Source organism: Thauera sp., assembly GCF_047601425.1.
Taxonomy (GTDB): domain Bacteria; phylum Pseudomonadota; class Gammaproteobacteria; order Burkholderiales; family Rhodocyclaceae; genus Thauera.
In genome coordinates, this window is sequence record NZ_JASGJL010000002.1 from 583398 (window position 1) to 607915 (window position 24518).

Genomic DNA, 24518 nt, shown 5'->3' on the forward strand with positions numbered 1-24518 from the left:
GTGGAGCAAGGTGCCGCTTGACCGGTGCCGCCTTACAGGCGGCCGGCCTGGGCGAGACGGGCGATCAGCAGCGGACGCCCGATCCAGACCAGCATGTCGTCGAAATCGGCTGTCGGTTCGCCGGCCTGGTATCCGGGATTGGTGGCGGAATAGATGGCATTGCGGCCATCGGCGTGGCGATTGGCGCCGATCGAGAAAACGATCGCGACGGCCTGGGAGTCGCTGACCGTGATGCGGCGGCCGTCGTGCGCATGGATCTGGAGGTTGCTGGCCGGCACAGTTGCGGCAGAGATGAGCTGGTCGGTGAAGTTGCGATCCGCGCGATAGCGCCAGTGGCCTTGCCAGGGCGCGTCGATGGCCGTGCGTTCGCTGCCCCAGGCGTCGGTGGCGGGCATGCCAAGGGTGCGCCACGGCAACAGCCCCTCGGCAGCGGTGTTGCATGGCGGTGGCGCTTCCTGGCCGTAATCGGGGTGAGCCGGGTCTGGCTCTATGCTGGGGCAGGGCAGGCGGCCGTGGATGATGGCAAAGCCGGTCAGTGCCTGCTGGATGTCGCGCAGGCGGTCGAGCGTCGCCTGGCGGTCGCGGGCTTCGATGCGGCTGGCGAGCGGTACCAGCATGCTGCCGGAAAGCAGCGCGAGGATGATCAGCACGACGGCGAGTTCGGCCAGCGTGAAGCCGGCCTCCCGGCGTGGACGCGCCTCGGCCGCGGATGGGCGCGTGGCGGTACTGAAGCGGGTGGGGGCTCTCAAGTCAGGCATCGGACGACATCCTGGCTGGCGGGGCGGAGTGGATCGGTGACGCGGAATGCGGCGATGCCGTGGAATTCCGCAATGCCGAGGGCGAAATGGCGAGGGTTGTCGTCTTCGAGGTATTGCGCGACATCGGCCCGTTCGGCGGGTGTGCTGCGCCGCTGGCGCCGATCGCCCGTGCGGATCCTTTCGCCGCCGAACAGCAGTACGGCGCGGCAGGTTCCGGTGTGCGGCGCATCCGGGGCGATGACGGTGATGCAGGTGCTGCCGTCCTTGCACAGGGCGACATGGAACTGGTCCCGCCAGTTGTCGTGGGCGGAGTCGGCGGGAGCGGCAATTCCGAGTTCCGCTGCGCCTGGGAGCGGACCCGTCAGCAGGCTGCCATGTGGCGTCTCGTGCAGATGGCGGGCAACGAAGTCCGCGTCGGTGAGCCGCGAAGCCAGGTGGGCTGCGGCGGTGCTGCCGATGCGGTCGATGCGGGCGGCAAAGTCGCTGCGCCGGCGCAGTGCGTCGTAGATGTCATCGATGCCCAGCCAGGCGATGAGGTCGTTGCGCGTAGTGCTGCCAACCTGTCCCTGACGGACGTCGGACACCGCAATGGATGACAGGCCGCTGTCCGCTTCGATGAAATCACCGGTCTCGCCTGTGGAGGCGCCGCTCGTGCAAGGGGTGTGGCTCGCGCCGTGGCGATGCTGGCCGTCGAGCGGAGGTCCCGGAGCGAAGATCACCGCAACGGCGAGTTCGTCCTGCGACGCGGCGGGCAGGGGGTGGCCGTCGCCTCGCCACAGCCTGAACTGCCCCGGGCTGTCCCAGTTTAGCGATAGCGCCTTCGGATTGTGCTTGACGCTGCCGGACACCGCATACCACAGGCATTCGCCCCAGCCGTCCTGCAGTTGCGGCAAGGCCAGGGTCCGCCATGGCAGGCGGCCGATTGCGGCGACACCGCGCGAGGCGCAGGCGCCGAGCGCCGTCGAGCCGGTGTTGCCGCTGTCCGGGCAGGGCAGGTAGCCCTGGCCCTGGCCCGCATGGCTTTCGTCATAGCTGATCGCATAGCCGAGCAGGGCTTCGCGCGCCTGCGAGAGCGCTGCGATGCTGCGAGCCTGGGCACGGGTGCGGAATCGGGCCTCGAGCTCGCCCTGGGCGAGCAGTCCGCCTGCGCCGAGCAGGGCAGCGAGCGCAAGGGCGGCAACCAGGCCATGTCCGGCGGGCTTCATTCCGGCTGCCTCGCGGGCTGGACGTCGGCCATGGCTTCTGCCGAAGCACGATGCGGGTCGGCACCCCCTTGCCAGCGGTCGCCGGTGCGCAGCCGTTGGCGGGGATCGTGCGCGGGAATCAGTTCCAGGGCCGGGAAGGGCGCGGTGCGCAGGCCTGCCGGCAGGGGGCCGGGTTGTCCGTCCAGCCACAGAATCGTTTCACCGCTCGAGTGGCGCAGAAAACCGTCGATGCGCTGGGGCGGCGCGGCCGGAGGGCTTGCCGGCCTGACGGGTCTGGGAGGCGGCGGCGGTGGCGGCGGCAGGTCCAGCATGCGGCGTTCGGCGGGGGTGAAGAACAGGCGGCCGAAGGCAGCATCGGCGTGGGAATCCCCGGAGGTATCGGTGGGCGTGTGTGATGCGCTCCAGGCCTGCACCAGCGGCGTGCAGGCGATTAGCACGAGCAGGCGGAGGCTCGATCGGTGCGTGGGGCGTTTGCGCAGAGCAGGTGGAAGCCGGGGCGGCATCATCTTGCGTTCGCTCCGGATGGCAGTGAAATCGTCAGCCAGTCGAGCCGGCAGCGGGCATGCACCTGTCCGGCGGTAGCTGCATCCAGGCGGGTCAGCGTGCAGCTGCGGGGCAGAACCACGGCGCCGGGAGTAGTGGCCAGCGCGGCGATCAGCGCCGGTAGCCGGCCTTCGTGTTGCAGCGGCGCATCGATGTCCAGGCCATGGAGGAGGATACGGGGTCCGTTCGGGTCCGTCCCGCCGGCTGCCGGCCGGGGAGGCGCGAAGTGCAGCTCCTTGCTGGCAACACCTTGGCGTTCGAGGCCACGGGAGGCCTGGGCTGCCCATATGCCCGGGCTGGGCGGCTGCATCGCGCCGAGCGCGGCGAGGGTGTTCCAGTGTCCGAGTGCGGCATCGAGTGCGGGCTGCAGCTGCTGCAGTGCCTCCAGTTCGCTGCGGAGACGGGCATGCTGGCGCTGCGCCGCCGACAGCCTTGCCAGGGCGTCGTCGCGCATGCTAGCCGTGCCGATGAAGGCGGCGACGCCGGCTATCGCGAGTGCGAGGACAAGCAGCACAGCAGCGTTGCGGGGCTCGAGGATGGTCGCCATGGTTTTCATCGCTGCGGCTCCAGCAGCAGTTCGATGTGCGTATCGCCAGCAGGATCGCGCTGCGTGGCGAGGTGCCGTGCGCCTCGTCTGCCAAGCAGGGCGACGAAAGCATCGACCGCTGTGCGCCCGGCGTGGCTGTCCGGGGCATCTGCGGCGAAGCTCAGCCTGACATTGACTAGATGGGAGCCGGTGTCTGCCGGCGCGGGAGACCAGTCCAGGGTCTTGAGCGTGAGGCCGGGTGTCTGGTCGAGGATGTCCGCGATCGGGCGGAGAACGGCCAGCGGCAGGATGGCTGAGGACTGTTCCTGGGCGACCTGCTTCACGGTGTCGATGATCTGGGCTGGCGGTGCGTCGAGCCCGGCGTGGATGGCTGCCAGCTCGGTCAGGTCGTGCTGGAGGCGGGCCGTCTCGCGTTGCAGCGCGGCGTGGTGTTCGTGGGCTTCTTCCGCCGCCAGCCAGTGCATGCCCGCCATGCCCGTGCCGCCGGCAGACAGCAGCAGACCTGTGCCGAGCGCCAGGCTGCGGGCATGGCGCGAAATGGGGTGTGCGTCCGGCGAGAGTCCGGGCCAGCCGAGTTTGCGCGGGGCGCGTGCCAGCCAGTTCAGCAGCAGTTCGCTGCTGTCGGTGAATGCCATGCCGGTTTCATGGAAGTCATGTCTGGACAGGTCGAGCGCCTGGAGTTTCGCTTCGGCCCCGCGGGTCGGCCCGGCGGAAAGCACGGCGATCTGGAGGCTGCCGGCGGGATGTTCACCGGTCTGCAGCTGCAGGCTGTTGGCGTAGTGCAGCGTGCGTTCGATTTCGTGCTGCCATCCGGCACGGTCTGGGCCGTTGCTGCTGCTTTCCACCAGCCGTGACAGCCGCGCGATGTGCCCATCGACCAGCGTCAGGCGCATGCCGGCGCGGCTGTGGCTGACGATCAACCGGGCGGCGCCGCGCAACGCATGGGCGATCAGTTCGCTGGCCGGCACCAGCCGCTCGCAGCCGCATCCAGCGTCGCGCAGTGCGCTCGTCCAGACATCGACGCCGGCAGGCCGGGCGAGGCCGCTGAAGAGGATGAGTTCGGTATTTGCCTTGCGGTCGATGTGCAGGGTGTCGGCCCTGGCATAGCAGGCTTGCGGATACCAGGCTGCAAGGCGGCGCCCTGTCAGGGCGCGGCGATCGGCACCGCGGGTGCGTGGCAGGGTTTCGGTTTCGTGGCTTTCGTCGGCAAGATCGACCAGGAGGCGGTAGCGTGCTTTGCGGGGCTGGCTTCGGAGCCAGTCGATGAAAGCGCTTCGCTCGCCGGCGGCGAAGCTGGCGAGGCCGGCCGGCGGGTGCCCGCCGCCCTGGAATGCTTCCAGGCCGAGTGCGTCGATGCGGAGCAGGACCAGGCTTGGCATGGCTGGCTCATACTGGAAGATGGGTGATGATGTCGTAGATGGGGCCGAGTACTGCGCTGGCGATCCACAGCAGCAATACGCCCATCGTCACTGTCAGCAGCGGTTCGATTGCGGCCTGCAGGCGGCCGGTGGCATTGGCGACGTCGCGCCGGTAGAGGGTGGCGATATTGCCGAGGGCGCGGTCCAGGCCGCCGGTCTGTTCGCCCACTCCGAGCATGCGTTCGACCAGCGACGGGAACAGGCCGGTTGCTTCGAATGCGGCGGATACCGCATGGCCTTGCTCGATTCGCTCGGTCGCCCTGCGCAGCGCCTTGCGCAGGGCGAGATTGCCGGTGATGTCCTGAGTGATGCGCAGAGCGTCGATGATCGTTATGCCGGCGCTGTAGAGCGTTGCGAGTACGCCGGCGAAGCGGGCAAGCGCGAGTTTGGTCAGGATTTCGCCGACGACGGGGAGCCTCAGCAGCAGGTGGTGCAGGCGGGTCCGGGCAGTGTCGGAGCTTGCCAGGAACCAGCGCGTGCCGGCCACGGCCAGGACGGCGATGCCTGGCAGCAGCCAGCCGGCTTGTGTCACCGCGTGCGACAGTCCGATCAGCAGCCGCGTCTGCAGTGGCAAGGCCTGGCCGCTGCTGTGGAACAGTTTTTCCAGTTCGGGGACGACGTGGACCAGGGCAACGGTCACGGCGAGCAGCATCAGGCTGGCGACGATGGCCGGATAGATGGCGATGCGGCGGGCGTAATTGGCAAGCTCCTCTTCATGTTCGAGCGCGGCGCCGATGTCGCGGATGGTTTCGGGCAGGCGGCCGGCCTGCTCACCGGCATGCAGCAGGGCGACGGTGGCGGGGGGAAATACGCCGGGCTGGCGGGCGGCGGCAGCGGACAGCGGCTGGCCGCGCTCGATGTCGGCAAGCAGGGTGATGACTGCGGTGCGCATGCGCGGATGGGCGGTGGCGTCGCGCAGTGCGGCGAGGCTTTCGAACGGCGGCACGCCGGCCGCCAGCAGCTGCTCGAGATGGAAGCAGAAGTGGATCAACTCGCGGCGGGGTATCCGCCTGCTGCCCGGCAAGCCGAAGTTGAATCTGGCTTCGCCGTTGATGAAGGAGAGGCCTCGTTCCCGCAGCCGGCACTCGAGGTCGTTGAGATCGGCTGCGTCCAGGCTGCCGCGCAGCAGTCGGCCGTCAGTGTCCATCGCGCGATAGCTGAAGGTTCTCATGCCGTGTGCTCCCGTTCGGCACCGAGGCCGTCGAGAGCGACGACGCGGGCCAGTTCGTCCAGCGAAGTGCTGCCGTCGAGTACCCGGCGCAGGCCGTCGTCGGCGAGGCCGGCGTGGCCGCGGCGGCGCAGCAGGGCTCTCAGCATGCCGGTACGGGCGCCGGCGCCGATCTGCTCGTCGAGTTCCTCGTCGATATGGAGCAGTTCCATGATCGCGATACGGCCGCGGAAGCCGCGAAACTCGCATTCGGCGCAGCCGGACGGGGAGAACAGCAGTGGAGCCTGTTCGGCAGGCAGGCCGAGCCGACGGCATTCGGCAGGAGATGCGGTGGTTTCGAGCCGGCAGTGCGGGCACAGCCGGCGCACCAGGCGCTGGGCGATGATGCCCGACAGATTGCCGGCCAGCAGGTCGGCGCGCAGGCCGATGTCGAGCAGGCGCGGGATGGCGCCGAGGGCGGAGTTTGCGTGCAGGGTGGCGAATACCTGATGGCCGGTGAGCGCGGCGCGCAGCGCCATCTGCGCCGTGTCGGCATCGCGGATCTCGCCGATCAGCAGGATGTCCGGGTCCTGGCGCAGCAGTGCGCGGACACCGTCGGCGAAGCCGAGGCGGGTGGCATCGCCGATGGGGGTCTGGCGGATCTGGGCGAGCGGGTATTCCACCGGATCCTCCAGCGTCATGATGTTGACGGCTTCGGTGTTGAGGTGGTTGAGGACCGAATACAGCGTCGTCGTCTTGCCGCTGCCGGTGGGGCCGGTGACGAGGATCAGCCCTTCCGGGCGGGACAGCATGAGGTCGAGCGTGTCGCGCTGGGTGCTGCCGAGGCCGAGTGCATCGAGCGGGACGATGCCTTTCTCGCGGTCCAGGATGCGCAGCACGATGTTCTCGCCGTGCAGTGTGGGCTGGGTGGCGACGCGGAAGTCGATCGGCCTCCCGGCAACGGCCAGCGAGATGCGGCCGTCCTGAGGACTGCGCGATTCGGCGATGTCGAGTCCGGCCATGACCTTGAGGCGCACTGCCAGCTCGGGCCAGAAGGATTTGTGCAGGGCGCGGACCTGGCGCAGCGTGCCGTCGATGCGCTGGCGGATGCGCAGATAGCCGGCCTCGGGTTCGAAATGAAGGTCGGAGGCACGGTTGGCGACGGCTTCGGCCAGCATCGCGTTGACCAGGCGCACCACGGCCGGGCCGTCGTCGCGGCCGCCTGCAGAGGCATGGCGGGAGCTGCGCTGCTCGATTTCGCGCACGATGTCGTCAATCGTTATGGCCTGGCCATAATGGCGCTCGATGGCGCGTTCGAGCTGCACGTCGGCGGCGACCCGCAACTCGAGACGGATGCCGGCGCCGAGTTCGGCGCGCAGACGGTCGAGCGCCATGAGGTTGTTGGCGTCGGCGATGGCGACGACCAGGGTGCGTTCGGCTGCGCGGTATTCGAGGGGCAGCAGCTTGTGCCGCCTGGCGAGGGGTTGGGGAACGAGCGACAGCGCAGCAGGATCGGGGATGATGTTGGCAAGATCGACGCTGGGGTGGCCGCAATGGGTGGCGAGAGCGTCGCGCAGTGCAGTGTCGCTGACGAAGCCGAGCTCGACCAGAACCTGGCCGAGCGGGCGTTTGCGCTGCTGCTGTTCGTGCAGCGCGATGCGTAACTGGTCGGCGCCGATCAGACGGGCGCCAAGCAGTACCTGGCCGATCGGCAGGGCGGCGTTCATGGACGGTGCTCCGTTTCGCTGGCGTCGTGGCTCGGCACCAGCAGCGGGCGCATCGGTACCGACGGGAAGTTGCGCTGGCCGGGCGAGGGCCGGGAGACGAGGAAGTCCGGCCCGGGAAGCTGGCCGGCATAGCCGGCGTAGTCTCCGCTGGTGCTCGGGTCGTCGATCAGCAATGGCCGCAGGAAGATCAGCAGTTCGGTGCGGCGCACGGCGTTGTCGCGGCGGGTGAACAGCTCGCCCAATACCGGGATGTCGCCGAGCAGCGGAATGCGGCCGGTGTCGTGGTCCACACGGTCTTCCATCAGGCCGCCGAGCACGGCGATCTCGCCGCTGCGCAGCCGCAGCATCGATTCGATCTCGCGGGTGCGTATCTGCGGCACACGGTTGGGGATGTCGCGCAGCGAGGGGTTGGGATCGTCGCGGAAACCGGAGATGCCGGAAATGGTCGGCCGCACGTTCAGCGTGATCTCGCCGCTGGCGCTGATCTGCGGCGTCACCGACATCACCATGCCGACCGAGACGGATTGGGGCGTCGTCGTCGCGGTGACCTTCTCGCGATCGCTGTCGCCGTATTCGGTGGTGGTGGCATCGACGAGGAAATAAACGTATTCCTCGACCACCTTGAGCATTGCAGTCTGATTGTTCAGCACCGACAGGCGTGGGCTCGAGAGCACCTTGACGGTACCGAAGGTTTCCAGCAGCTCGAGTCTGAAGTCGGTGTTGGCCGAGGCGTAGCTGATGGTCGGCGCACCGCTGCCGGCGCTGCTTCGCGGGCTGATGTTCCAGCCGGGCAGGCCGAGGCGGCTCCAGTCGATGCCCTGGACGTAGCCGTCGGCCAGTGCGACCTCGACGATGGTGGCCTCGATCATGACCTGCCGGCGCGCGGCGCGCTGCACCTGATCGATGAAGATGGCGAGCTGTTCGTGCTGGCGGGCCGTGGCCCGCACCATGACGATGCCGCTCTCCCTGTTGACCATGATGTCGCCATCTCGGCAATCGTCGTTCTTGCCGGCGCAACGGGACGGGCCCGCTGAGACGTCGTCAAGGATGGCGCGGATGTTGGCCTGGATCGACTGCCAGAAGTCGTTGCTCGAGCGGGTTTCGATCTGGGTCACCGAGGTGTTGCCGGCGCCGTCGCCATGGCTGCCGGCGCTGCTGGAACTGGTGGAGATCTGCGTGCTGGTGGCGACGGTGCCGCGCATGCTGCGGCTGAGATTGACGTAGTCGAGCGTGTAGCCGTGCAGGAAAGGCGTGTCCGGCCGCACGCTGAGGTGCCTGCCGGCGATCTCGTAGCGGATCGGGGCCTGGCGGGCGATGCGGGCGAGGATCTCGCCGAGCGGCTGATCGATGGCATTGAGGGTGACGCGGCCGTCGATGCCGCCGTGCAGGTCGAGATCGAGCCGGGCGTCGCGGCCGATCGCCAGCAGCAGCTGGTGGACCGGAATGTCGTGCACCGAGATCGAATAGGTCTTTTCGCGCCTGGTCGATGTGGCCGGCAGCGGTTGTGCCGGAGTTTCGGCAGGTATTGACGATGGAGGCCTGGTGATCGTCGGCGGCAGCTTGGAGCCTGCCGCCGGCGAAGGCATGGGTGGGACGGGGAGATGGCCTTGCGGAGCCTGATGCACGTCGAGCTGCGTGCATGCGCCCAGCAGGATGCTGAATGCAAAGGGCATCATCGGGAGGGTGGTGGCGGCTCGATGGTTCATGCATTCATGCTAGATGAATTTATGACATAAGAAAATACTCCTATGGCATTTTTTGATGCTGCTGCGGAAAGCTGGCTGTTGTGCCGGCGCGGGCTAATCGACTGTTGCATTGCGACAAATTGCCGGGAAGCAACGTCGGCCTCTGCTAGAATGATCGGTTCTCGAACAAAAGAATCTGCTTCCGTGGCCCCTGCAGCCGAGCGCGATGCGCCTCTCGTTTCCCTTCGCGACGTCCGATTCGCCTATGGCGAACGGTCGGTGCTGCGCGGCATCGACCTGGAGGTGCATCGCGGCCAGGTGGTGGCGATCATGGGCGGCAGCGGCTGTGGCAAGACCACCTTGCTGAGGCTGATCGGCGGGCAGTTGAAGGCGAGTTCGGGTTTGGTGGAGGTTGCCGGGCGCAATGTCGGCGAGCTCGGCGGGGCCGAGCTCTACGCGATGCGGCGGCGCATGGGCATGCTGTTCCAGTTCGGCGCGCTATTCACCGATGCCACCGTGTTCGACAACGTCGCCTTTCCGCTGCGCGAGCACACCGATCTGCCGCCGTCGATGATTCGCGACCTGGTGCTGATGAAGCTGCAGGCGGTGGGGCTGCGCGGTGCCGCTTCGTTGCGGCCGGGCGAGCTGTCGGGCGGCATGGCGCGGCGGGTGGCGCTCGCACGCGCGGTGGCACTGGACCCGATGCTGATCCTGTACGACGAGCCGTTCGCCGGGCTGGATCCGATTTCGCTCGGCATCATCGGCCAGTTGATCCGCCGCCTGAACGATGCGCTCGGCGCCAGTTCGGTGATGGTCACGCACGACGTGCATGAATCGCTGGAGATCGTGGACTACATCTACTTCGTGTCGGAAGGGCGCATCGTCGCGCAAGGCACGCCGGACGAGATCCGTGCCTCGACCGATCCTTTCGTCCACCAGTTCGTCAATGCCGAGGCCGACGGCCCGGTGCCTTTCCATTATCCGGCAGAGCCGATCGACAGCCTGCTGGGCGGGAGGGGCGCATGAGCGGTCTGTTCTCCGGCATGGTCGCCGGACTGCGCCATGTCGGCAAGCTGACGATAGACGGCATCTGGCGCCTGGGTTTCGCCACCCGCTTCATGTTCGCGGTGCTGCTGGCCTCGGGCCAGTCGCTGACCCGCATCCACCTGACGATCCGCGAACTGTATTTCAGCGGCGTGCTGTCATTGCTGATCATCAGTGTGTCCGGCCTGTTCGTTGGCCTGGTGCTCGGCCTGCAGGGCTACGACATCCTGCAGCGCTACGGCTCGGCCGACGCGGTCGGCGTGATGGTGGCCCTGTCGCTGCTGCGCGAGCTGGGGCCGGTGATTGCGGCGCTGCTGTTCGCCAGCCGCGCAGGCTCGGCCATTACCGCCGAGATCGGCCTGATGAAGACCACCGAGCAGTTGAAGGCGATGGACATGATGGCGGTGAACCCGATCGCGCGCGTGGTGGCGCCGCGCTTCTGGGGCGGTGTGCTGTCGATGCCGCTGCTGGCGGCACTGTTCTCGGCGATGGGGGTGTTCGGCGGCTGGCTGATCACCGTCGTCGTCATCGGTGTCGATGACGGCGCCTTCTGGTCGCAGATGCAGGCGGCGGTGGAATTCGATCACGACGTGTTGAACGGCGTGCTCAAATCGTTTGTCTTCGGCATCGTGGTGTCGCTGATCGCGGTATTCGAGGGCTATGACTGCGAGCCCACTGCCGAAGGCGTGTCGCGCGCGATCACCCGTACCGTCGTGACTTCGGCGCTGGCCATCCTGGCGCTCGATTTCGTACTTACCTCTTTCATGTTCCGGGGTTGATGATGAGTCGCACCGCACTCGACCTGTGGGTCGGCATTTTCGTTGCCATCGGCTTTGCCGCGCTGGTCTTCCTGGCGATGAAGGTCGGCAATTTTTCCGGCATCAACGGCAGCGAGAGCTACCGCGTGGAAGCCGCCTTCGACAACATCGGCGGGCTGAAGGTGCGTGCGCCGGTCAAGAGCGCCGGCGTGCTGGTCGGCCGCGTGCAGGGCGTCCGCTTCGACACCGAGAGTTATCGGGCCGTGGTGCAGCTGGATATCGACAGGCGCTTCGAGTTTCCGGCGGATACTTCGGCATCCATCCTCACTTCCGGCCTGCTTGGCGAACAATATGTGGGTCTCGATGCGGGCGCCGATGTCGAGCCGCTTAAGGATGGTGACCGTGTGATGATCACGCAATCCGCCGTGGTGCTGGAAAAACTGATCGGCCAGTTCCTGTTCGACAAGGCGGCTGAGCCGACTGCGCAGTAACACCACGGAACAACGCTGGAGAACGACGACATGAACGCCAGAGTCCCCGACTTTCCTGCCTCTCTGCATCGGCCGCTGGTTGCCATCAGCCTGTCGGCGCTCCTGCTTGGCGGCTGTGCCACGACCGGCAACCCCTCTGATCCGCTCGAGGGCTACAACCGGGCGATGTTCAGCTTCAACGAGCAGGTCGACAAGGCGGTCGTCAAGCCGGTGGCGCAGGCTTACCAGTTCGTGCTGCCGGACGTTGCCCGGACCGGTTTCGGCAATTTCATCGCCAACCTCGAAGACCCCTGGATCGCCATCGACAACCTCCTGCAGGGCAAGCCGGCCGATGCCTTGTCCGACCTGATGCGCTTTGCCTTCAACTCGACTTTCGGCCTGCTCGGCGTGATCGACATCGCCACGCCGATGGGACTGCCCAAACATGACGAGGACCTGGGCCAGACACTCGGGAGCTGGGGCGTGGGCGAAGGCGCCTACATCGTGCTGCCATTCTTCGGGTCGCGCACCGTGCGCGATACCGCTGCGCTGCCGGCCGATTATCTGGGCCAGAATCCGTGGCAGATCGACCACGTTCCGACGCGCAACAGTTACACCGCATTGCGCTTCACGCACATCCGCTCGACCTTCCTCGGCACCGAGAAGACAGTGGATGAGGCGACGACCGACAAATACGCCTACATCCGCGATTTCTACCTTGAACAACGCCGTTACAAGGTTTCGGATGGAAACGTGACGCGCGAGTACGAAGATTTCGAGGATTGAGCGAGCGTGACGCCGATCGTCCCGCCAGTGTGCAACCCCATACGGAAACGCGACATGAACTTCTTCAACAAGCTGCTTGCCCTGTTCTGCCTTCTTGCCGCCGGGCTGATGCCGGCGGCGCAGGCCGTAGCCCAGCAGGGGCCGGACGCGCTGGTGCGCGACGTGACCAACGAAGTGCTGGAAATCGTGCGTACCGACAAGGCGATCCAGGCCGGCGATCCCAAACGGACCATGGAGCTGGTGGATGCCAAGGTGCTGCCGCACTTCGATTTCCGCCGCATGACCATGCTGGCGGTCGGCCCCGACTGGCGCAGTGCCTCGGCCGAGCAGCAGTCGCGGCTGACCGATGCCTTCCGCACCCTGCTGGTCCGTACCTATTCCAATGCGTTGACGCAGTATCGCGACCAGACGATCGACTTCAAGCCGACCCGCTTCGGCGAAGCCGACAAGCGCGTGCAGGTCCGCACCGAAGTGCGCCAGACCGGCGCCCAGCCGATCGGCATCGATTACATGCTGGAAAAATCCGATGCGGGCTGGAAGGTCTTCGACGTCATCGTCGCCGGTGTCAGCCTAGTCACGAACTACCGCAGCAGTTTTGCCCAGGATGTGCGCAGCGGCGGTATCGACGGCCTGATCAAGTCGCTCGAGTCGAAGAGCCGCGCACTTGAAGCGGAGCAGAAGCGTTCATGAGCGATGTGCGTGCGGCCGTGTTCGCGCCGCAGGGTCCCTTGACCATGCAGAGTGCTGCAGCGGCATTGGAGGAGGGGCGCCGCCTGGCCAAGGCCGGCCCCTTGGTGGTCGACCTCGCCGCCGTGCCGGCTGCCGATTCGGCAGCGCTGGCGCTCATCCTCGATTGGCTGCGCACCGCTCGCGAAGCGGGGCACCGCATCACGCTTCGTGGCCTGCCGCCAGGGCTCTCCAGCCTCGCGGCACTCTACGACATCGATACCCTGCTGCCGCTGGAGCCTGCTGCATGACGGTGCCGGCCATCCGGATCAGCGCCGTCACCAAGCAGTACGGAGCACTGAAGGCGTTGGGCGGCGTCGATCTCGAAATCGGTCAGGGCGAGTTCTTCGGCCTGCTGGGACCGAACGGCGCCGGCAAGACCACGCTGATCTCGGCGCTGGCCGGCCTGGTTCGGCCCGACGGCGGCTCGCTCGAGATCATGGGCCACGACGTCGTGCGCGACTACCGCAATGCGCGGCGCAATCTCGGCGTGGTGCCACAGGAGCTGGTGTTCGACCCCTTCTTTTCGGTGCGCGAGCTGTTGCGCATCCAGTCGGGCTACTTCGGCATCCGCGGCAATGACGACTGGATCGACGAGATCCTCGCCAGCCTGGATCTGACGCACAAGGCCGACGCCAACATGCGCATGCTGTCCGGCGGCATGAAGCGGCGCGTGCTGGTGGCGCAGGCCCTGGTGCACCGGCCGCCGGTGATCGTGCTCGACGAGCCCACCGCAGGCGTGGACGTCGAACTGCGCCAGGGGCTGTGGCAGTTCGTGCGCAAGCTCAACCGCGACGGCCATACCATCGTGCTGACCACGCATTATCTCGAAGAGGCGGAAACGCTCTGCGGCCGCATCGCGATGCTAAAGGCCGGCAGGGTCGTTGCGCTCGACACCACCGGAAACCTGCTGCGGCGCTTCGCCACCCACAGCCTGCGCGTCAGCGTGGACAGGGCCGAGGCGGCCGTCGCGCTCGGCGGTTTGGCGGTCGAGGATGGCTGGGTGGAGTTCGCCTTCGAGGGCTACGACAAGCTCGAGGCGCTGCTTGCCCGCCTGCGCGAAGCCGGCGCCGGTCTGCGCGAGATTCAGCTGGGCGAGCCGGATCTCGAGCGGGTCTTCGTGGAGGTCATGCACCGTGCCTGAAACGCGCCGCGGCGCGACGCCGCCGCGCATCGAGCCGATGGCCGCCGATGCGCCGCTGACGGGGTTCCGTACCCTGCTGTACAAGGAAGTGCTGCGCTTCTGGAAAGTGGCTTTCCAGACCGTCGCGGCGCCGGTGCTCAATGCACTGCTGTTCCTGCTGATCTTCTCGCACGTGCTCGACCGCCATGTCACCGTGTATGGCGACGTCGCCTACACCAGCTTCCTGGTGCCGGGCCTGGTGATGATGTCGGTGCTGCAGAACGCCTTCGCTAACAGCTCGTCCTCGCTGATCCAGAGCAAGATCACCGGCAACATCATCTTCGTGCTGCTGCCGCCGCTGTCCTACCGCGAGTTCTATGCAGCCTACGTCATTGCCTCGGTGCTGCGCGGGCTGTTCGTCGGTGGCGGGGTGCTGCTGGTGGCGATGCCCTTCGTCGACCTGGGCATCGCCAGCCCGCTGTGGGTGCTGACCTTCGCCGTGATGGGCGGCGCGATCCTGGGTTCCTTCGGCGTCATCGCTGGCATCTGGGCCGACAAGTTCGACCAGCTCGCCGCCTTCCAGAACTTCCTGATCATGCCGCTGACGATGCTGTCCGGCGTCTTCTACTCGATCCATTCGCTGCCGGGCTTCTGGCAGGATGTATCGCACTTCAACCCGTTCTTCTTCATGATCGACGGGTTCCGTCATGGCTTCTTCGGCCAGTCGGACACCTCGCCCTGGCTGTCGCTGGCGGTGGTGTCCGGATGTTTCGTATTGCTCGCGGCGCTGACCCTGGCCCTGCTCGCGCGGGGCTACAAGCTGCGCTCATAAAGGATGAATCATGTTTGAAGCTAGCGAAATCAAGCGCCTGATCGAACAGGGCATGCCCTGCGAACTCGTCGCCATCGAAGGTGACGACGGCGTGCATTTCACCGGCATCGTCGTCAGCGCTGCCTTCGAAGGCAAGCCGCGCGTGCGCCAGCACCAGGCGGTGTATGCGACGCTCGGCCGCCTGATGGGCAACGAGATCCATGCGCTGCAACTGCAGACCTTCACGCCCGCGCAGTGGGAAGAAGGCCGCGGCGACCTGGGCATGTGAGGCCGTGATGGACAAACTGCTGATCGAAGGCGGTAGCCGCCTGTCGGGCGAGGTCGCCATTTCCGGCGCCAAGAACGCCGCGCTGCCCATCCTGTGCGCGGCGCTGCTGACGAGCGAGCCGGTGAGCTTCACCAACGTGCCGCAACTGAAGGACATCGGCACCCTGCTGGCGCTGCTGGCGCAGATGGGGGTCAAGGTCGCGCGGGATGGCGACACCGTCACGCTCGATGCCTCCGGCCTGAACAACCCGGTCGCGCCCTATGAGATGGTCAAGACCATGCGGGCATCCATCCTGGTGCTCGGTCCGCTGGTGGCCCGCTGCGGCGAGGCGCGGGTGTCGCTGCCCGGTGGCTGCGCGATCGGCGCCCGGCCGGTGGACCAGCACATCAAGGGCCTGCAGGCGATGGGGGCGGATGTGCGCGTCGAGCACGGCTACGTCCATGCCAGGGTTCCGCGGCTGAAGGGCGCACGGCTGTTTACCGACATGGTCACCGTGACCGGCACCGAGAACCTGATGATGGCTGCGGCGCTGGCCGACGGCGAAACCGTGATCGAGAACGCCGCGCGCGAGCCCGAGATCGTCGACCTGGCGAACTGTCTGGTATCGATGGGCGCACGGGTGTCGGGCGCCGGTTCGGACGTGATCCGCATCCAGGGCGTGGAGCGGCTGCATGGCGCGACCCATCGCATCATGCCCGACCGCATCGAGACCGGCACCTACCTGTGTGCAGCCGCGGCCACCGGCGGCTCTGTGAGGCTGACCGGCACCAGTTCGTGTTACCTGGATGCCGTCATCGACAAGCTGATGGACGCCGGCTGCGAAGTCGTTTCCGAACGCGATGCGATCCGCCTCGATGCGCCGGCCCGGCTCAATGCCGTCAGCTTGCGCACCGCGCCCTATCCGGCCTTCCCGACCGACATGCAGGCCCAGTTCATGGCGATCAACTGCGTCGCCAAGGGCGTCGCGATGATCCGCGAGACCATCTTCGAGAACCGCTTCATGCACGCGGTCGAGCTTCAGCGCTTGGGCGCGGACATCCGCATCGACGGCAACACCGCGGTCGTCCAGGGTGTGGACAGGCTGCAGGGTGCGACCGTGATGGCGACCGACCTGCGCGCTTCGGCCAGTCTGGTGGTGGCCGGCCTGGTGGCCGAGGGGGAAACCGTGATCGAGCGCATCTACCACCTCGATCGCGGCTACGAAGGGCTGGAGGCGAAGCTAGCCGCGCTCGGCGCCAAGGTGCGGCGCCTGGTCTGAGTGGGCAGGCGCCTGCAGCAGCGATCAAACGCCGCCGCTGAGTGGGTGCTCAGCGATCGAGGAGCTTGGAGCGCACCCGGAGATCGCTCAGAGATCGAACTGGCCGTTCGCTTCGGGCTGCCAGGTCACTTCCAGCACCTTCAGGTGCAGTTCCTTGCCGTCCGGGGTGGTCCAGTCGATCGACTGGCCGGTGGACAGGCCGAGCAGGGCGCTGCCGGCCGGCGAGAAGATCGATACCCGGCGCGCTTCGGCGTTGGCGTCCTTGGGGTAGGCCAGGGTCAGTTCGTATTCACGGCCGGTGCCCTCTTCCAGGAAGCGGGCGCGGCTGTTCATCGTGATGACGTCGGCCGGCATCTCCTCGGGCTCGCGTACGTCGGCCCGTTCGAGCTCTTCGCGCAGGCCGTCGAGGTCGCTGCGGCTGCGGAAGGCGGGGAGGGTCAGCAGGCCCTCGAGGCGTTCGAGGTCGCTGCTGGAAACGATGATTGGCGGCTTCATGATGTCGTCCTGCGTGACGTCCTGCGCTGAAGACCTTGCGGACCGCGCGGACATGCAAAAGAAAAGGCCGAACTGCCGCTCGCAGTTCAGCCCATCGGGTTTGCCCTTGTGGCTACCCATTTGGACGAAGGTTAACAGAAGCGGTGCCGGGTTACAATGTCGGCCCGTTCGACCAAGGCTTTTCACGTGTCCAGCATCACGCTCGCCCTGTCCAAGGGGCGCATCTTCGAAGAGACGCTGCCGCTGCTCGCGGCCGCCGGCATCGTGCCGACCGACAACCCCGAATCCTCGCGCAAGCTCATCATCGGCACCAACCGGCCGGACGTGCGCCTGGTCATCGTGCGTGCCACCGATACGCCGACCTACGTGCAGTACGGCGCGGCCGACCTCGGCATCGCTGGCAAGGACGTGCTGCTCGAACACGGCGGCGCCGGCCTGTATCAGCCGCTCGATCTGAACATCGCCTGCTGCCGCCTGTGTGTGGCGGTGCAGAAGGGCTTCGACTACGCAGCGGCGACCCGCCCGGGTGGGCGCATCCGAGTCGCCACCAAGTACATCAATGCCGCCAAGGCGCATTTCGCCGGCAAGGGCATGCATGTCGACCTGATCAAGCTCTACGGTTCGATGGAACTGGCGCCGCTGGTCGGCCTGGCCGATGCGATCGTCGACCTGGTATCGACCGGCGGCACGCTGCGCGCCAACAACCTCGAGGAAGTCGAGGACATCATGCCGATCAGCTCGCGCCTGATCGTCAACCAGGCCTCGCTGAAGCTCAAGCGCGAACTGCTGCAGCCGGTGCTCGACGCCTTCGCCGGCGCGATCAAGCCCTGAGGAACCGTTCATGAGCCAGACGCCCATCCGCCGCCTCGACGTGCGCGAGCCCGAATTCCTGTCCACGCTGGACGCCCTGCTGGCCTTCGAGGCCGAAGCCGACGAGCGCATCGACGGCGCGGTGACTGAGATCCTGCGCGCGGTGCGCACCACCGGCGACGCCGCGGTGGTCGAATACACCCGCCGCTTCGACGGCCTCGAGGTGAATTCGATGGCGGCGCTGGAGCTGCCGAAGGCCGAACTGCACGCCGCGCTCGACGGCCTGTCTTCGGTCCAGCGTGAGGCGCTGACGATCGCCGCCGACCGCGTGCGCATCTACCACGAGCGCCAGAAGGGCGAGTCCTGGGAGTTCGAGGAAGCCGACGGCACCCGCCTCGGCCAGAAGGTCACGCCGCTCGACCGCGTCGGCCTCTACGTGCCGGGCGGGCGGGCGTCCTATCCGAGCTCGGTGCTGATGAACGCGATTCCGGCCAAGGTCGCCGGTGTCGGCGAACTGATCATGGTCGTGCCCACCCCGCGCGGCGAGAAGAACCCGCTGGTGCTGGCGGCGGCGGCGATCACCGGCGTCGACCGGGTGTTCACCATCGGCGGCGCGCAGGCGGTGGCGGCACTGGCCTATGGCACGCAGACCATTCCGCAGGTGGACAAGATCGTCGGCCCCGGCAACGCCTACGTCGCCGAAGCCAAGCGCCGGGTGTTCGGCACCGTCGGCATCGACATGGTGGCCGGGCCGTCCGAAGTGCTGATCATCGCCGACGGTTCCGGCCACGCCGAGTGGGTGGCGATGGATCTGTTCGCCCAGGCCGAGCACGACGAGCTGGCGCAGTCCATCCTGCTGTGCACCGATGCGGACTTCATCGACGCGGTGCATGAAGCGATCGACCGGCTGCTGCCGACGATGCCGCGGCGTGAGACCATCGCCAAGTCGCTGGCCAATCGCGGTGCGCTGATCCGTGTTGACAGCATCGAGCAGGCCTGCGCGCTGGCCAACCGCATCGCGCCCGAGCACCTGGAGCTGTCGCTGGACGATGCCGAGGCCTGGATCGATCATATCCACCACGCCGGCGCGATCTTCGTCGGCCACTGGGCGGTTGAGGCGCTGGGCGATTACTGCGCGGGCCCGAACCACGTGCTGCCGACGATGCGCAGCGCACGTTTTTCGTCGCCGCTGGGCACCTACGATTTCCAGAAGCGCACCAGCATCGTCAACATTTCGCAGGCCGGCGCCCAGCATCTGGGCAAGGTCGCGTCCATCCTCGCGCATGGCGAAGGTCTGCAGGCCCATGCCCGCTCGGCCGAAATGCGTTTGAAAGTCTGATGTTCGCTCTCCCTGAAGGCATTTGTGACACCAGGAGCTTCAGGAGAGAGAACGAGAGCCGGTGATGTGCGGGGTATTCGCGGCGCAGGCGAGGACTGTCCGAGCCGAGCGTAGCGACGGCGAGTTCCGCAGCCTGCAGAGCGAATACCCCGCGCAGCGCCGGCGGATCGAAGGCACTGCCGCCTCTTAGTCGTTTCCAGCTTGCAGTTGGTGCGCTGTGGCCCGCCCGAGTCGCCCGGGGTATCCCTTCTGGGGCTGCGGAACTCGCCCTGCGGGCTCGGACAGTCCTCGCCCTGCCAGGGATGCCCCGGACGACTCGGGCTGCTTTGGTGCAGTTTTTTTGGGGGGGATGCCGCTCTTCCGTTTCCGGTGGCGGCTTGTCTTCCTCAGCTTCCGAGGATTTCCTTCAGAGCCTCGACCAGAAGGGCGCACTGTTCGTCCGTGCCTACCGTGATGCGCAGGAACTGGTCGATGCGCGGCGCCTTGAAGTGGCGCACGATGATCGCGCGCTTGCGCAGCTCGGCCGCCAGCTCGGCGCCGTCGCGCTGCGGGTGGCGGGCGAAGATGAAGTTCGCCGCGGACGGCAGCACTTCGAAGCCCAGCGCCTGCATCTGGCCGACCAGGGCTTCGCGGGTAGTGATCACCTTGCGGCAGCTTTCCTGGAAGAAATCCTCGTCCTCGACCGAGGCCACCGCACCCGCGATTGCCAGGCGGTCGAGCGGATAGGAGTTGAAGCTGTTCTTGACCCGCTCCAGGCCCTCGATCAATTCGGCGTGGCCGGCGGCGAAGCCGACGCGCAGGCCGGCGAGCGAGCGGCTCTTGGAGAAAGTGTGCACGACCAGCAGGTTGGGGTACTTGTCCACCAGCGTGATCGCGCTGTCGCCGCCGAAGTCGATGTAGGCTTCATCCACCAGCACCACCGCGTCCGGGTTGCCGGCAACGATGCGCTCGACGTCGGCAAGGCTCAGCAGGCGGCCGGTGGGGGCGTTGGGGTTGGGGAAAATGATCGCGCCGGGCCGTTCGCCGTCCTGCGGCAGGTAGTCCTCGACGCGGACCGAGAAGTTGTCGGCCAGCGCTACCGCGCGGTGCTCGATGCCGTACAGGCCGCAATACACCGGGTAGAAGCTGTAGGTGATGTCCGGAAACCACAGCGCACGGTCCTGCTTCAGCAGCGCCATGAAGGCGTGCGCCAGCACTTCGTCCGAGCCGTTGCCGACGAAGATCTGCGACGGTTGAAGGCCGTGGCGGCGGGCCAGCGCGGCTTTCAGCGCGTCGGCGTTCGGATCGGGGTAGAGCCGCAGGCTGTCGTCGGTGGCGGCGCGGATCGCGGCCAGGGCTTTGGGCGAGGGGCCGTAGGGATGTTCGTTGGTGTTGAGCTTGACCAGCTTGTCGAGCTTGGGCTGTTCGCCCGGAACGTAGGGGGTCAGGCCGTGGACGACGGCGCTCCAGAAGCGGCTCATGTTCTGTCTGCTGTGAGGGGTTCGAAGGCGGGTCGGAAACGTCTCGCGCCGTGGCTGCATCCACGCCGTGAGCGGTGCTCGATCGGCAGCCTGAGCGCGCCCATTCGGGTGGCCATTGGAGGCAGCCATTTTGCCGGGCGATGTTATCATGGCCCGAACCTGCAACTCTTGAGCCTCACAGCATCCATGCGGCAAGCCGAAGTCACTCGCAACACCCTCGAAACGAAGATCTCCGTGCGCATCGACCTCGATGGCACGGGCAAGGGAAAACTGGATACCGGTGTCCCCTTCTTCGATCACATGCTCGACCAGATCGTGCGCCACGGCCTGATCGACCTCGACATCCACTGTGAGGGCGATACCCATATCGACGACCATCACACGGTGGAGGATGTCGGCATCACGCTGGGACAGGCTTTCGCCAAGGCCGTCGGCGACAAGAAGGGGCTGCGCCGCTACGGCCACGCCTACGTGCCGCTCGACGAGGCGCTGTCGCGCGTCGTGGTGGATTTTTCCGGCCGGCCCGGCCTGCATTACTTCGTGGATTACACCCGCGCCCGCATCGGCAACTTCGATGTCGACCTTGCACGCGAGTTCTTCCAGGGCTTCGTCAATCACGCCGGCGTCACGCTGCACATCGACAACCTGCGCGGCGACAACGCCCACCACCAGTGCGAGACCGTGTTCAAGGCCTTCGCCCGCGCGCTGCGCATGGCGGCCGAAGTCGATGAGCGCGCGGCGGGGACGATTCCTTCCACCAAGGGCGCGCTCTGAGCAAACACTTTCCGCGGCCGTGCGAAACGGTCGCCATCCTGTACGAAAGCGAGTCAAGCCGATGACCACCGTGGCCATCATCGATTACGGCATGGGCAATCTGCGCTCGGTCGCCAAGGCGATCGAACACGTGGCGCCCGGCCATGATGTCTTCGTCACCTCCGATCCCGCGCGCGTCGCTGAAGCCGAGCGGGTCGTCTTTCCGGGGCAGGGGGCGATGCCTGACTGCATGCGCGAACTGGATGGCCGCTGCCTGCGCCAGGTCGTGCTGGATGCGGCGGCGAGCAAGCCTTTCCTGGGGATCTGTATCGGCCAGCAGATGCTGTTCGAGCACAGTGCCGAAGGCGACGTGCCCGGCCTGGGCATCCTGCCGGGCGACGTGCAGCGTTTTCCCGAGCAGAAGATGCTGGCCGCGAACGGTGGCCGCCTGAAGGTGCCGCACATGGGCTGGAACGAAGTGTGGCAGCGCGAGCAGCATCCGATGTGGGACGGCATCCCGGACGGCGAGCGTTTCTACTTCGTGCACAGCTATTTCGTCGTGCCGGCCGATGCTGCGCTGACCGCGGCGGACACCGACTACGGGGTTCGCTTTACCAGTGCGGTAGCGCGGGCTAATATCTTCGCGGCCCAGTTCCACCCCGAGAAAAGCGCTGCGGCCGGCCTGCGCCTGCTGGCGAACTTCATCCGCTGGCAGCCCTGAGCACCGGCCCAGGCTGCCTCTTCCATAGTCCCATCCATTCCAGAACCGGTATGCTGCTCATTCCCGCCATCGACCTCAAGGACGGTCACTGTGTTCGCCTGAAGCAGGGCGAAATGGACGACGCCACGGTGTTTTCCGAAGACCCCGGCGCCATGGCGCGCCACTGGCTCGACGCCGGTGCCCGCCGCCTGCATTTGGTCGACCTCAACGGCGCCTTTGCCGGCAAGCCGAAGAACGGCGCCGCGATTCGCGCGATCACCGACGAAGTCGGCGAGGACATTCCGGTGCAGCTCGGCGGCGGCATCCGCGACCTCGACACCATCGAGCACTATCTAGACAACGGCATCAGCTACGTCATCATCGGCACCGCGGCGGTGAAGAACCCAGGCTTCCTGCACGATGCCTGCGGCGCCTTCCCCGGCCACATCATCGTCGGCCTCGACGCCAAGGACGGCAAGGTGGCGGTGGACGGCTGGTCCAAGCTGACCGGGCACGACGTCGTCGATCTGGCGAAGAAGTTCGAGGACTACGGCGTCGAAGGCGTGATCTACACCGACATCGGCCGCGATGGCATGCTGTCCGGCGTCAATATCGAAGCCACCGTGCGGCTGGCCCAGGCGCTGCGCATTCCCGTCATCGCCAGCGGCGGCATCACCGATTTGCGCGACATCGACGCGCTGTGCGCGGTCGAGGACGAAGGCATCATGGGCGCGATCACCGGCCGTGCGATCTACGAAGGCACGCTCGACTTCGCCGCCGCCCAGGCCCGCGCCGACGAGCTGCGCGGCACCACCGAATGACTTTCTCCGCCGAGTACCGCTGATGCTGGCCAAGCGCATCATCCCCTGTCTGGACGTGAGCGCCGGACGCGTGGTCAAGGGCGTCAACTTCGTCGAACTGCGCGATGCCGGCGATCCGGTCGAGGTCGCCCGCCGCTACGACGAGCAGGGCGCCGACGAATTGACCTTTCTCGACATCACCGCGAGTTCCGACGACCGCGACATCATCCTGCACGTCGTCGAGCAGGTCGCCGAGCAGGTCTTCATCCCGCTGACCGTCGGCGGCGGCGTGCGCGCGGTCGAGGACGTGCGCCGCCTGCTCAATGCCGGCGCCGACAAGGTCAGCATGAACACCGCGGCGGTGAATAACCCGCAACTGGTGCACGACGCCTCGAGCAAGGTCGGCAGCCAGTGCATCGTGGTGGCGATCGACGCCAAGCAGACCGCGCCGGGCAAGTGGGAAGTCTTCACCCACGGCGGGCGGCGCAACACCGGGCTGGACGCCATCGAGTGGGCGCGCAGGATCGAAGCGCTGGGCGCGGGCGAGATCCTGCTGACCAGCATGGACCGCGACGGCACCAAGAGCGGCTTCGACCTCGCGCTGACGCGCGCGGTGTCGGACGCGGTGCGCATCCCGGTGATCGCCAGCGGCGGCGTCGGCACGCTCGACCACCTGGCCGACGGCGTCTCCGAAGGCCGCGCCGATGCGGTGCTGGCGGCGAGCATCTTCCATTTCGGCGAACACACGGTGCGCGAAGCCAAGGAACTGATGCGGGCACGCGGGATCGAGGTGAGACTGTGAGCGCGAATGCGGCCTGGCTGGATGAGATCAAATGGGACGATGACGGCCTGGTGCCGGTGATCGCGCAGGAAGCGTCCAGCGGCGACGTGCTGATGTTCGCCTGGATGAACCGCGAGGCGCTGCAGCGCACGGCGGAAACCGGCGATGCCATCTACTGGTCACGTTCGCGGCGCAAGCTGTGGCACAAGGGCGAGGAGTCCGGCCACGTCCAGAAGGTGCTCGAGATGCGCATCGACTGCGACAACGACGTCGTGCTGCTGAAGATCGAGCAGGTCGGCGGCATTGCCTGCCACACCGGGCGCCATAGCTGCTTCTTCCAGAAATATTTTGCCGATGGCCGCTGGGAGGCCGTCGAACCGGTTTTGAAAGACCCGAAGGAGATCTACAAGTGATCGATATCGAAGTGCTGCACCGCGTGTCCGAGATTCTGGCCGAGCGCAAGAAGGCCGATCCGGATTCGTCCTATGTCTCCAGTCTGTATGCCAAGGGTACCGACACGATCTGCAAGAAGGTTGCCGAGGAAGCCGCCGAGACCATCATGGCGGCCAAGGACAAGGACATGCTGCATCTGGTGTGGGAGGTGACCGACCTGTGGTTCCATTCGCTGGTGCTGCTCGCGCATCATGGCCTGTCGGTCGACGACGTGCTGGCCGAGTTCCGCCGCCGCGAAGGCGTGTCGGGCATCGACGAGAAGAAGTCGCGGACGGCGCAATGAGCGAGTGCATCTTCTGTCGCATCGCCCGCGGCGAGATTCCGTCGAAGAAGGTCTATGAGGACGAGCACGTCTTCGCCTTCCACGACATCAATCCTGCGGCGCCGGTGCATGTGCTGGTGATCCCCAAGAAGCACGTCGATTCGATGGCGCAGCTCGGCGAGGAACACGAGGCGGCAATGGGGCGTCTGATGGTGGCGGCAGGACGCATTGCGCGCGAGCAGGGTTGTACCGACGGTTTCCGCACCATCGTCAACACCGGCAGGGTGGGACTGCAGGAGGTGTATCATCTGCACCTTCACATTCTGGGTGGCCCCAATTCCTTGCCGCCCATGTTGAAGCATTGAGGAGA

The 24518-nt window shown here is 66.7% G+C and carries 29 protein-coding genes; 19 read left to right on the forward strand and 10 right to left on the reverse strand.

The window, feature by feature from the left end; translation table 11 throughout:
• Positions 1-32 precede the first annotated feature (32 nt).
• From QM748_RS19250 to QM748_RS19285, 8 genes are all read right to left on the reverse strand, one after another.
• Positions 33-758 carry a type II secretion system protein gene (locus QM748_RS19250; protein ID WP_415248595.1) on the reverse strand — a complete coding sequence of 242 codons (726 nt, stop codon included), beginning with the start codon at positions 756-758 and terminating at the stop codon, positions 33-35.
• Positions 746-1963, reverse strand: coding sequence for a hypothetical protein (locus QM748_RS19255; RefSeq protein ID WP_415248596.1), 1218 nt, complete (start codon positions 1961-1963; stop codon positions 746-748). The genes QM748_RS19250 and QM748_RS19255 overlap by 13 nt, the downstream gene beginning before the upstream one ends.
• A complete protein-coding gene (locus QM748_RS19260; RefSeq protein WP_415248597.1) occupies positions 1960-2400 on the reverse strand; it encodes a hypothetical protein in 441 nt (146 codons plus the stop codon). The genes QM748_RS19255 and QM748_RS19260 overlap by 4 nt, the downstream gene beginning before the upstream one ends.
• A gap of 65 nt (positions 2401-2465) precedes the next feature.
• A complete protein-coding gene (locus QM748_RS19265; protein ID WP_415248598.1) occupies positions 2466-3062 on the reverse strand; it encodes a hypothetical protein in 597 nt (198 codons plus the stop codon).
• Positions 3059-4432, reverse strand: coding sequence for a hypothetical protein (locus QM748_RS19270; protein WP_415248599.1), 1374 nt, complete (start codon positions 4430-4432; stop codon positions 3059-3061). Before QM748_RS19270 ends, QM748_RS19265 begins: the two co-directional genes overlap by 4 nt.
• Positions 4433-4439: 7 nt before the next feature.
• Positions 4440-5642 (reverse strand): type II secretion system F family protein, encoded by a 1203-nt coding sequence (locus QM748_RS19275; protein WP_415248600.1) that lies wholly within the window; start codon positions 5640-5642, stop codon positions 4440-4442.
• A complete protein-coding gene (locus QM748_RS19280; RefSeq protein WP_415248601.1) occupies positions 5639-7345 on the reverse strand; it encodes a GspE/PulE family protein in 1707 nt (568 codons plus the stop codon). Before QM748_RS19280 ends, QM748_RS19275 begins: the two co-directional genes overlap by 4 nt.
• Entirely contained in the window at positions 7342-9051 is a 1710-nt protein-coding gene (locus QM748_RS19285; protein ID WP_415248602.1) for a secretin N-terminal domain-containing protein, read from the reverse strand. The genes QM748_RS19280 and QM748_RS19285 overlap by 4 nt, the downstream gene beginning before the upstream one ends.
• Positions 9052-9201: 150 nt before the next feature.
• Between QM748_RS19285 and QM748_RS19290 the strand changes: the two genes are divergently transcribed.
• The 10 genes from QM748_RS19290 to murA are packed head-to-tail and all read left to right on the forward strand — an operon-like array spanning position 9202 to position 16295.
• Positions 9202-10056, forward strand: coding sequence for an ABC transporter ATP-binding protein (locus QM748_RS19290; RefSeq protein WP_415248603.1), 855 nt, complete (start codon positions 9202-9204; stop codon positions 10054-10056).
• A 17-nt stretch (positions 10057-10073) separates the two neighbouring features.
• Positions 10074-10853, forward strand: a complete 780-nt coding sequence (gene mlaE, locus QM748_RS19295; RefSeq protein ID WP_415248699.1) for a lipid asymmetry maintenance ABC transporter permease subunit MlaE — start codon at positions 10074-10076, stop codon at positions 10851-10853.
• Positions 10854-10855: 2 nt separating this feature from the next.
• Entirely contained in the window at positions 10856-11323 is a 468-nt protein-coding gene (gene mlaD / locus QM748_RS19300; protein ID WP_415248604.1) for an outer membrane lipid asymmetry maintenance protein MlaD, read from the forward strand.
• Positions 11324-11353: 30 nt separating this feature from the next.
• Positions 11354-12088: a VacJ family lipoprotein gene (locus QM748_RS19305; protein ID WP_415248605.1), complete on the forward strand. Its 735-nt coding sequence runs from the start codon at positions 11354-11356 to the stop codon at positions 12086-12088.
• Positions 12089-12142: 54 nt separating this feature from the next.
• Positions 12143-12778: an MlaC/ttg2D family ABC transporter substrate-binding protein gene (locus QM748_RS19310; RefSeq protein WP_415248606.1), complete on the forward strand. Its 636-nt coding sequence runs from the start codon at positions 12143-12145 to the stop codon at positions 12776-12778.
• Complete coding sequence (locus tag QM748_RS19315; protein WP_415248607.1) at positions 12775-13065, forward strand: STAS domain-containing protein; 291 nt, start codon at positions 12775-12777, stop codon at positions 13063-13065. Before QM748_RS19310 ends, QM748_RS19315 begins: the two co-directional genes overlap by 4 nt.
• A complete protein-coding gene (locus QM748_RS19320) occupies positions 13062-13958 on the forward strand; it encodes an ABC transporter ATP-binding protein (protein ID WP_415248608.1) in 897 nt (298 codons plus the stop codon). The genes QM748_RS19315 and QM748_RS19320 overlap by 4 nt, the downstream gene beginning before the upstream one ends.
• A 37-nt stretch (positions 13959-13995) precedes the next feature.
• Positions 13996-14769: an ABC transporter permease gene (locus tag QM748_RS19325; RefSeq protein ID WP_415248700.1), complete on the forward strand. Its 774-nt coding sequence runs from the start codon at positions 13996-13998 to the stop codon at positions 14767-14769.
• Between the two features lie 10 nt (positions 14770-14779).
• On the forward strand, positions 14780-15037 hold the full coding sequence (locus QM748_RS19330; RefSeq protein WP_415248609.1) for a BolA family protein: 258 nt from the start codon (positions 14780-14782) through the stop codon (positions 15035-15037).
• A 7-nt stretch (positions 15038-15044) separates the two neighbouring features.
• Positions 15045-16295: a UDP-N-acetylglucosamine 1-carboxyvinyltransferase gene (murA, locus tag QM748_RS19335; RefSeq protein WP_415248610.1), complete on the forward strand. Its 1251-nt coding sequence runs from the start codon at positions 15045-15047 to the stop codon at positions 16293-16295.
• A gap of 87 nt (positions 16296-16382) precedes the next feature.
• On the opposite strand, the gene rnk is transcribed toward murA, so the two are convergent.
• The gene (gene rnk / locus QM748_RS19340) at positions 16383-16790 is read right to left on the reverse strand and encodes a nucleoside diphosphate kinase regulator (RefSeq protein WP_341645899.1); all 408 of its coding nucleotides are present in this window, start codon (positions 16788-16790) and stop codon (positions 16383-16385) included.
• 186 nt (positions 16791-16976) lie between these two features.
• Between rnk and hisG the strand changes: the two genes are divergently transcribed.
• Positions 16977-17621 (forward strand): ATP phosphoribosyltransferase, encoded by a 645-nt coding sequence (gene hisG / locus QM748_RS19345; protein ID WP_415248611.1) that lies wholly within the window; start codon positions 16977-16979, stop codon positions 17619-17621.
• Positions 17622-17631: 10 nt separating this feature from the next.
• Complete coding sequence (hisD, locus tag QM748_RS19350; RefSeq protein ID WP_415248612.1) at positions 17632-18939, forward strand: histidinol dehydrogenase; 1308 nt, start codon at positions 17632-17634, stop codon at positions 18937-18939.
• A gap of 386 nt (positions 18940-19325) precedes the next feature.
• On the opposite strand, the gene hisC is transcribed toward hisD, so the two are convergent.
• Positions 19326-20399, reverse strand: a complete 1074-nt coding sequence (hisC, locus tag QM748_RS19355; RefSeq protein ID WP_415248613.1) for a histidinol-phosphate transaminase — start codon at positions 20397-20399, stop codon at positions 19326-19328.
• Between the two features lie 186 nt (positions 20400-20585).
• Between hisC and hisB the strand changes: the two genes are divergently transcribed.
• From hisB to QM748_RS19390, 7 genes are all read left to right on the forward strand, one after another.
• Entirely contained in the window at positions 20586-21173 is a 588-nt protein-coding gene (gene hisB, locus QM748_RS19360) for an imidazoleglycerol-phosphate dehydratase HisB (protein WP_415248614.1), read from the forward strand.
• A gap of 61 nt (positions 21174-21234) precedes the next feature.
• Positions 21235-21873 carry an imidazole glycerol phosphate synthase subunit HisH gene (hisH, locus tag QM748_RS19365; RefSeq protein WP_415248615.1) on the forward strand — a complete coding sequence of 213 codons (639 nt, stop codon included), beginning with the start codon at positions 21235-21237 and terminating at the stop codon, positions 21871-21873.
• 50 nt (positions 21874-21923) lie between these two features.
• Complete coding sequence (gene hisA / locus QM748_RS19370) at positions 21924-22673, forward strand: 1-(5-phosphoribosyl)-5-[(5-phosphoribosylamino)methylideneamino]imidazole-4-carboxamide isomerase (protein WP_263461634.1); 750 nt, start codon at positions 21924-21926, stop codon at positions 22671-22673.
• Positions 22674-22692: 19 nt separating this feature from the next.
• Positions 22693-23454, forward strand: coding sequence for an imidazole glycerol phosphate synthase subunit HisF (gene hisF, locus QM748_RS19375; protein ID WP_415248701.1), 762 nt, complete (start codon positions 22693-22695; stop codon positions 23452-23454).
• The gene (hisI, locus tag QM748_RS19380) at positions 23451-23846 is read left to right on the forward strand and encodes a phosphoribosyl-AMP cyclohydrolase (protein WP_415248616.1); all 396 of its coding nucleotides are present in this window, start codon (positions 23451-23453) and stop codon (positions 23844-23846) included. Before hisF ends, hisI begins: the two co-directional genes overlap by 4 nt.
• Positions 23843-24169 carry a phosphoribosyl-ATP diphosphatase gene (locus QM748_RS19385; protein ID WP_415248617.1) on the forward strand — a complete coding sequence of 109 codons (327 nt, stop codon included), beginning with the start codon at positions 23843-23845 and terminating at the stop codon, positions 24167-24169. Before hisI ends, QM748_RS19385 begins: the two co-directional genes overlap by 4 nt.
• Positions 24166-24513, forward strand: coding sequence for a histidine triad nucleotide-binding protein (locus QM748_RS19390; protein ID WP_415248618.1), 348 nt, complete (start codon positions 24166-24168; stop codon positions 24511-24513). The genes QM748_RS19385 and QM748_RS19390 overlap by 4 nt, the downstream gene beginning before the upstream one ends.
• Positions 24514-24518 lie beyond the last annotated feature (5 nt).

Coding starts and splice junctions, on each gene's coding strand:
- QM748_RS19250 (WP_415248595.1), bottom strand. CDS start 758: ATGCCTGACTTGAGAGCCCCCACCCGCTTCAGTACCGCCACGCGCCCA.
- QM748_RS19255 (WP_415248596.1), bottom strand. CDS start 1,963: ATGAAGCCCGCCGGACATGGCCTGGTTGCCGCCCTTGCGCTCGCTGCC.
- QM748_RS19265 (WP_415248598.1), bottom strand. CDS start 3,062: ATGAAAACCATGGCGACCATCCTCGAGCCCCGCAACGCTGCTGTGCTG.
- QM748_RS19270 (WP_415248599.1), bottom strand. CDS start 4,432: ATGCCAAGCCTGGTCCTGCTCCGCATCGACGCACTCGGCCTGGAAGCA.
- QM748_RS19275 (WP_415248600.1), bottom strand. CDS start 5,642: ATGAGAACCTTCAGCTATCGCGCGATGGACACTGACGGCCGACTGCTG.
- QM748_RS19280 (WP_415248601.1), bottom strand. CDS start 7,345: ATGAACGCCGCCCTGCCGATCGGCCAGGTACTGCTTGGCGCCCGTCTG.
- QM748_RS19285 (WP_415248602.1), bottom strand. CDS start 9,051: ATGAACCATCGAGCCGCCACCACCCTCCCGATGATGCCCTTTGCATTC.
- QM748_RS19290 (WP_415248603.1), top strand. CDS start 9,202: ATGATCGGTTCTCGAACAAAAGAATCTGCTTCCGTGGCCCCTGCAGCC.
- mlaE (WP_415248699.1), top strand. CDS start 10,074: ATGGTCGCCGGACTGCGCCATGTCGGCAAGCTGACGATAGACGGCATC.
- mlaD (WP_415248604.1), top strand. CDS start 10,856: ATGAGTCGCACCGCACTCGACCTGTGGGTCGGCATTTTCGTTGCCATC.
- QM748_RS19305 (WP_415248605.1), top strand. CDS start 11,354: ATGAACGCCAGAGTCCCCGACTTTCCTGCCTCTCTGCATCGGCCGCTG.
- QM748_RS19310 (WP_415248606.1), top strand. CDS start 12,143: ATGAACTTCTTCAACAAGCTGCTTGCCCTGTTCTGCCTTCTTGCCGCC.
- QM748_RS19315 (WP_415248607.1), top strand. CDS start 12,775: ATGAGCGATGTGCGTGCGGCCGTGTTCGCGCCGCAGGGTCCCTTGACC.
- QM748_RS19320 (WP_415248608.1), top strand. CDS start 13,062: ATGACGGTGCCGGCCATCCGGATCAGCGCCGTCACCAAGCAGTACGGA.
- QM748_RS19325 (WP_415248700.1), top strand. CDS start 13,996: ATGGCCGCCGATGCGCCGCTGACGGGGTTCCGTACCCTGCTGTACAAG.
- QM748_RS19330 (WP_415248609.1), top strand. CDS start 14,780: ATGTTTGAAGCTAGCGAAATCAAGCGCCTGATCGAACAGGGCATGCCC.
- murA (WP_415248610.1), top strand. CDS start 15,045: ATGGACAAACTGCTGATCGAAGGCGGTAGCCGCCTGTCGGGCGAGGTC.
- rnk (WP_341645899.1), bottom strand. CDS start 16,790: ATGAAGCCGCCAATCATCGTTTCCAGCAGCGACCTCGAACGCCTCGAG.
- hisD (WP_415248612.1), top strand. CDS start 17,632: ATGAGCCAGACGCCCATCCGCCGCCTCGACGTGCGCGAGCCCGAATTC.
- hisC (WP_415248613.1), bottom strand. CDS start 20,399: ATGAGCCGCTTCTGGAGCGCCGTCGTCCACGGCCTGACCCCCTACGTT.
- hisB (WP_415248614.1), top strand. CDS start 20,586: ATGCGGCAAGCCGAAGTCACTCGCAACACCCTCGAAACGAAGATCTCC.
- hisH (WP_415248615.1), top strand. CDS start 21,235: ATGACCACCGTGGCCATCATCGATTACGGCATGGGCAATCTGCGCTCG.
- hisA (WP_263461634.1), top strand. CDS start 21,924: ATGCTGCTCATTCCCGCCATCGACCTCAAGGACGGTCACTGTGTTCGC.
- QM748_RS19390 (WP_415248618.1), top strand. CDS start 24,166: ATGAGCGAGTGCATCTTCTGTCGCATCGCCCGCGGCGAGATTCCGTCG.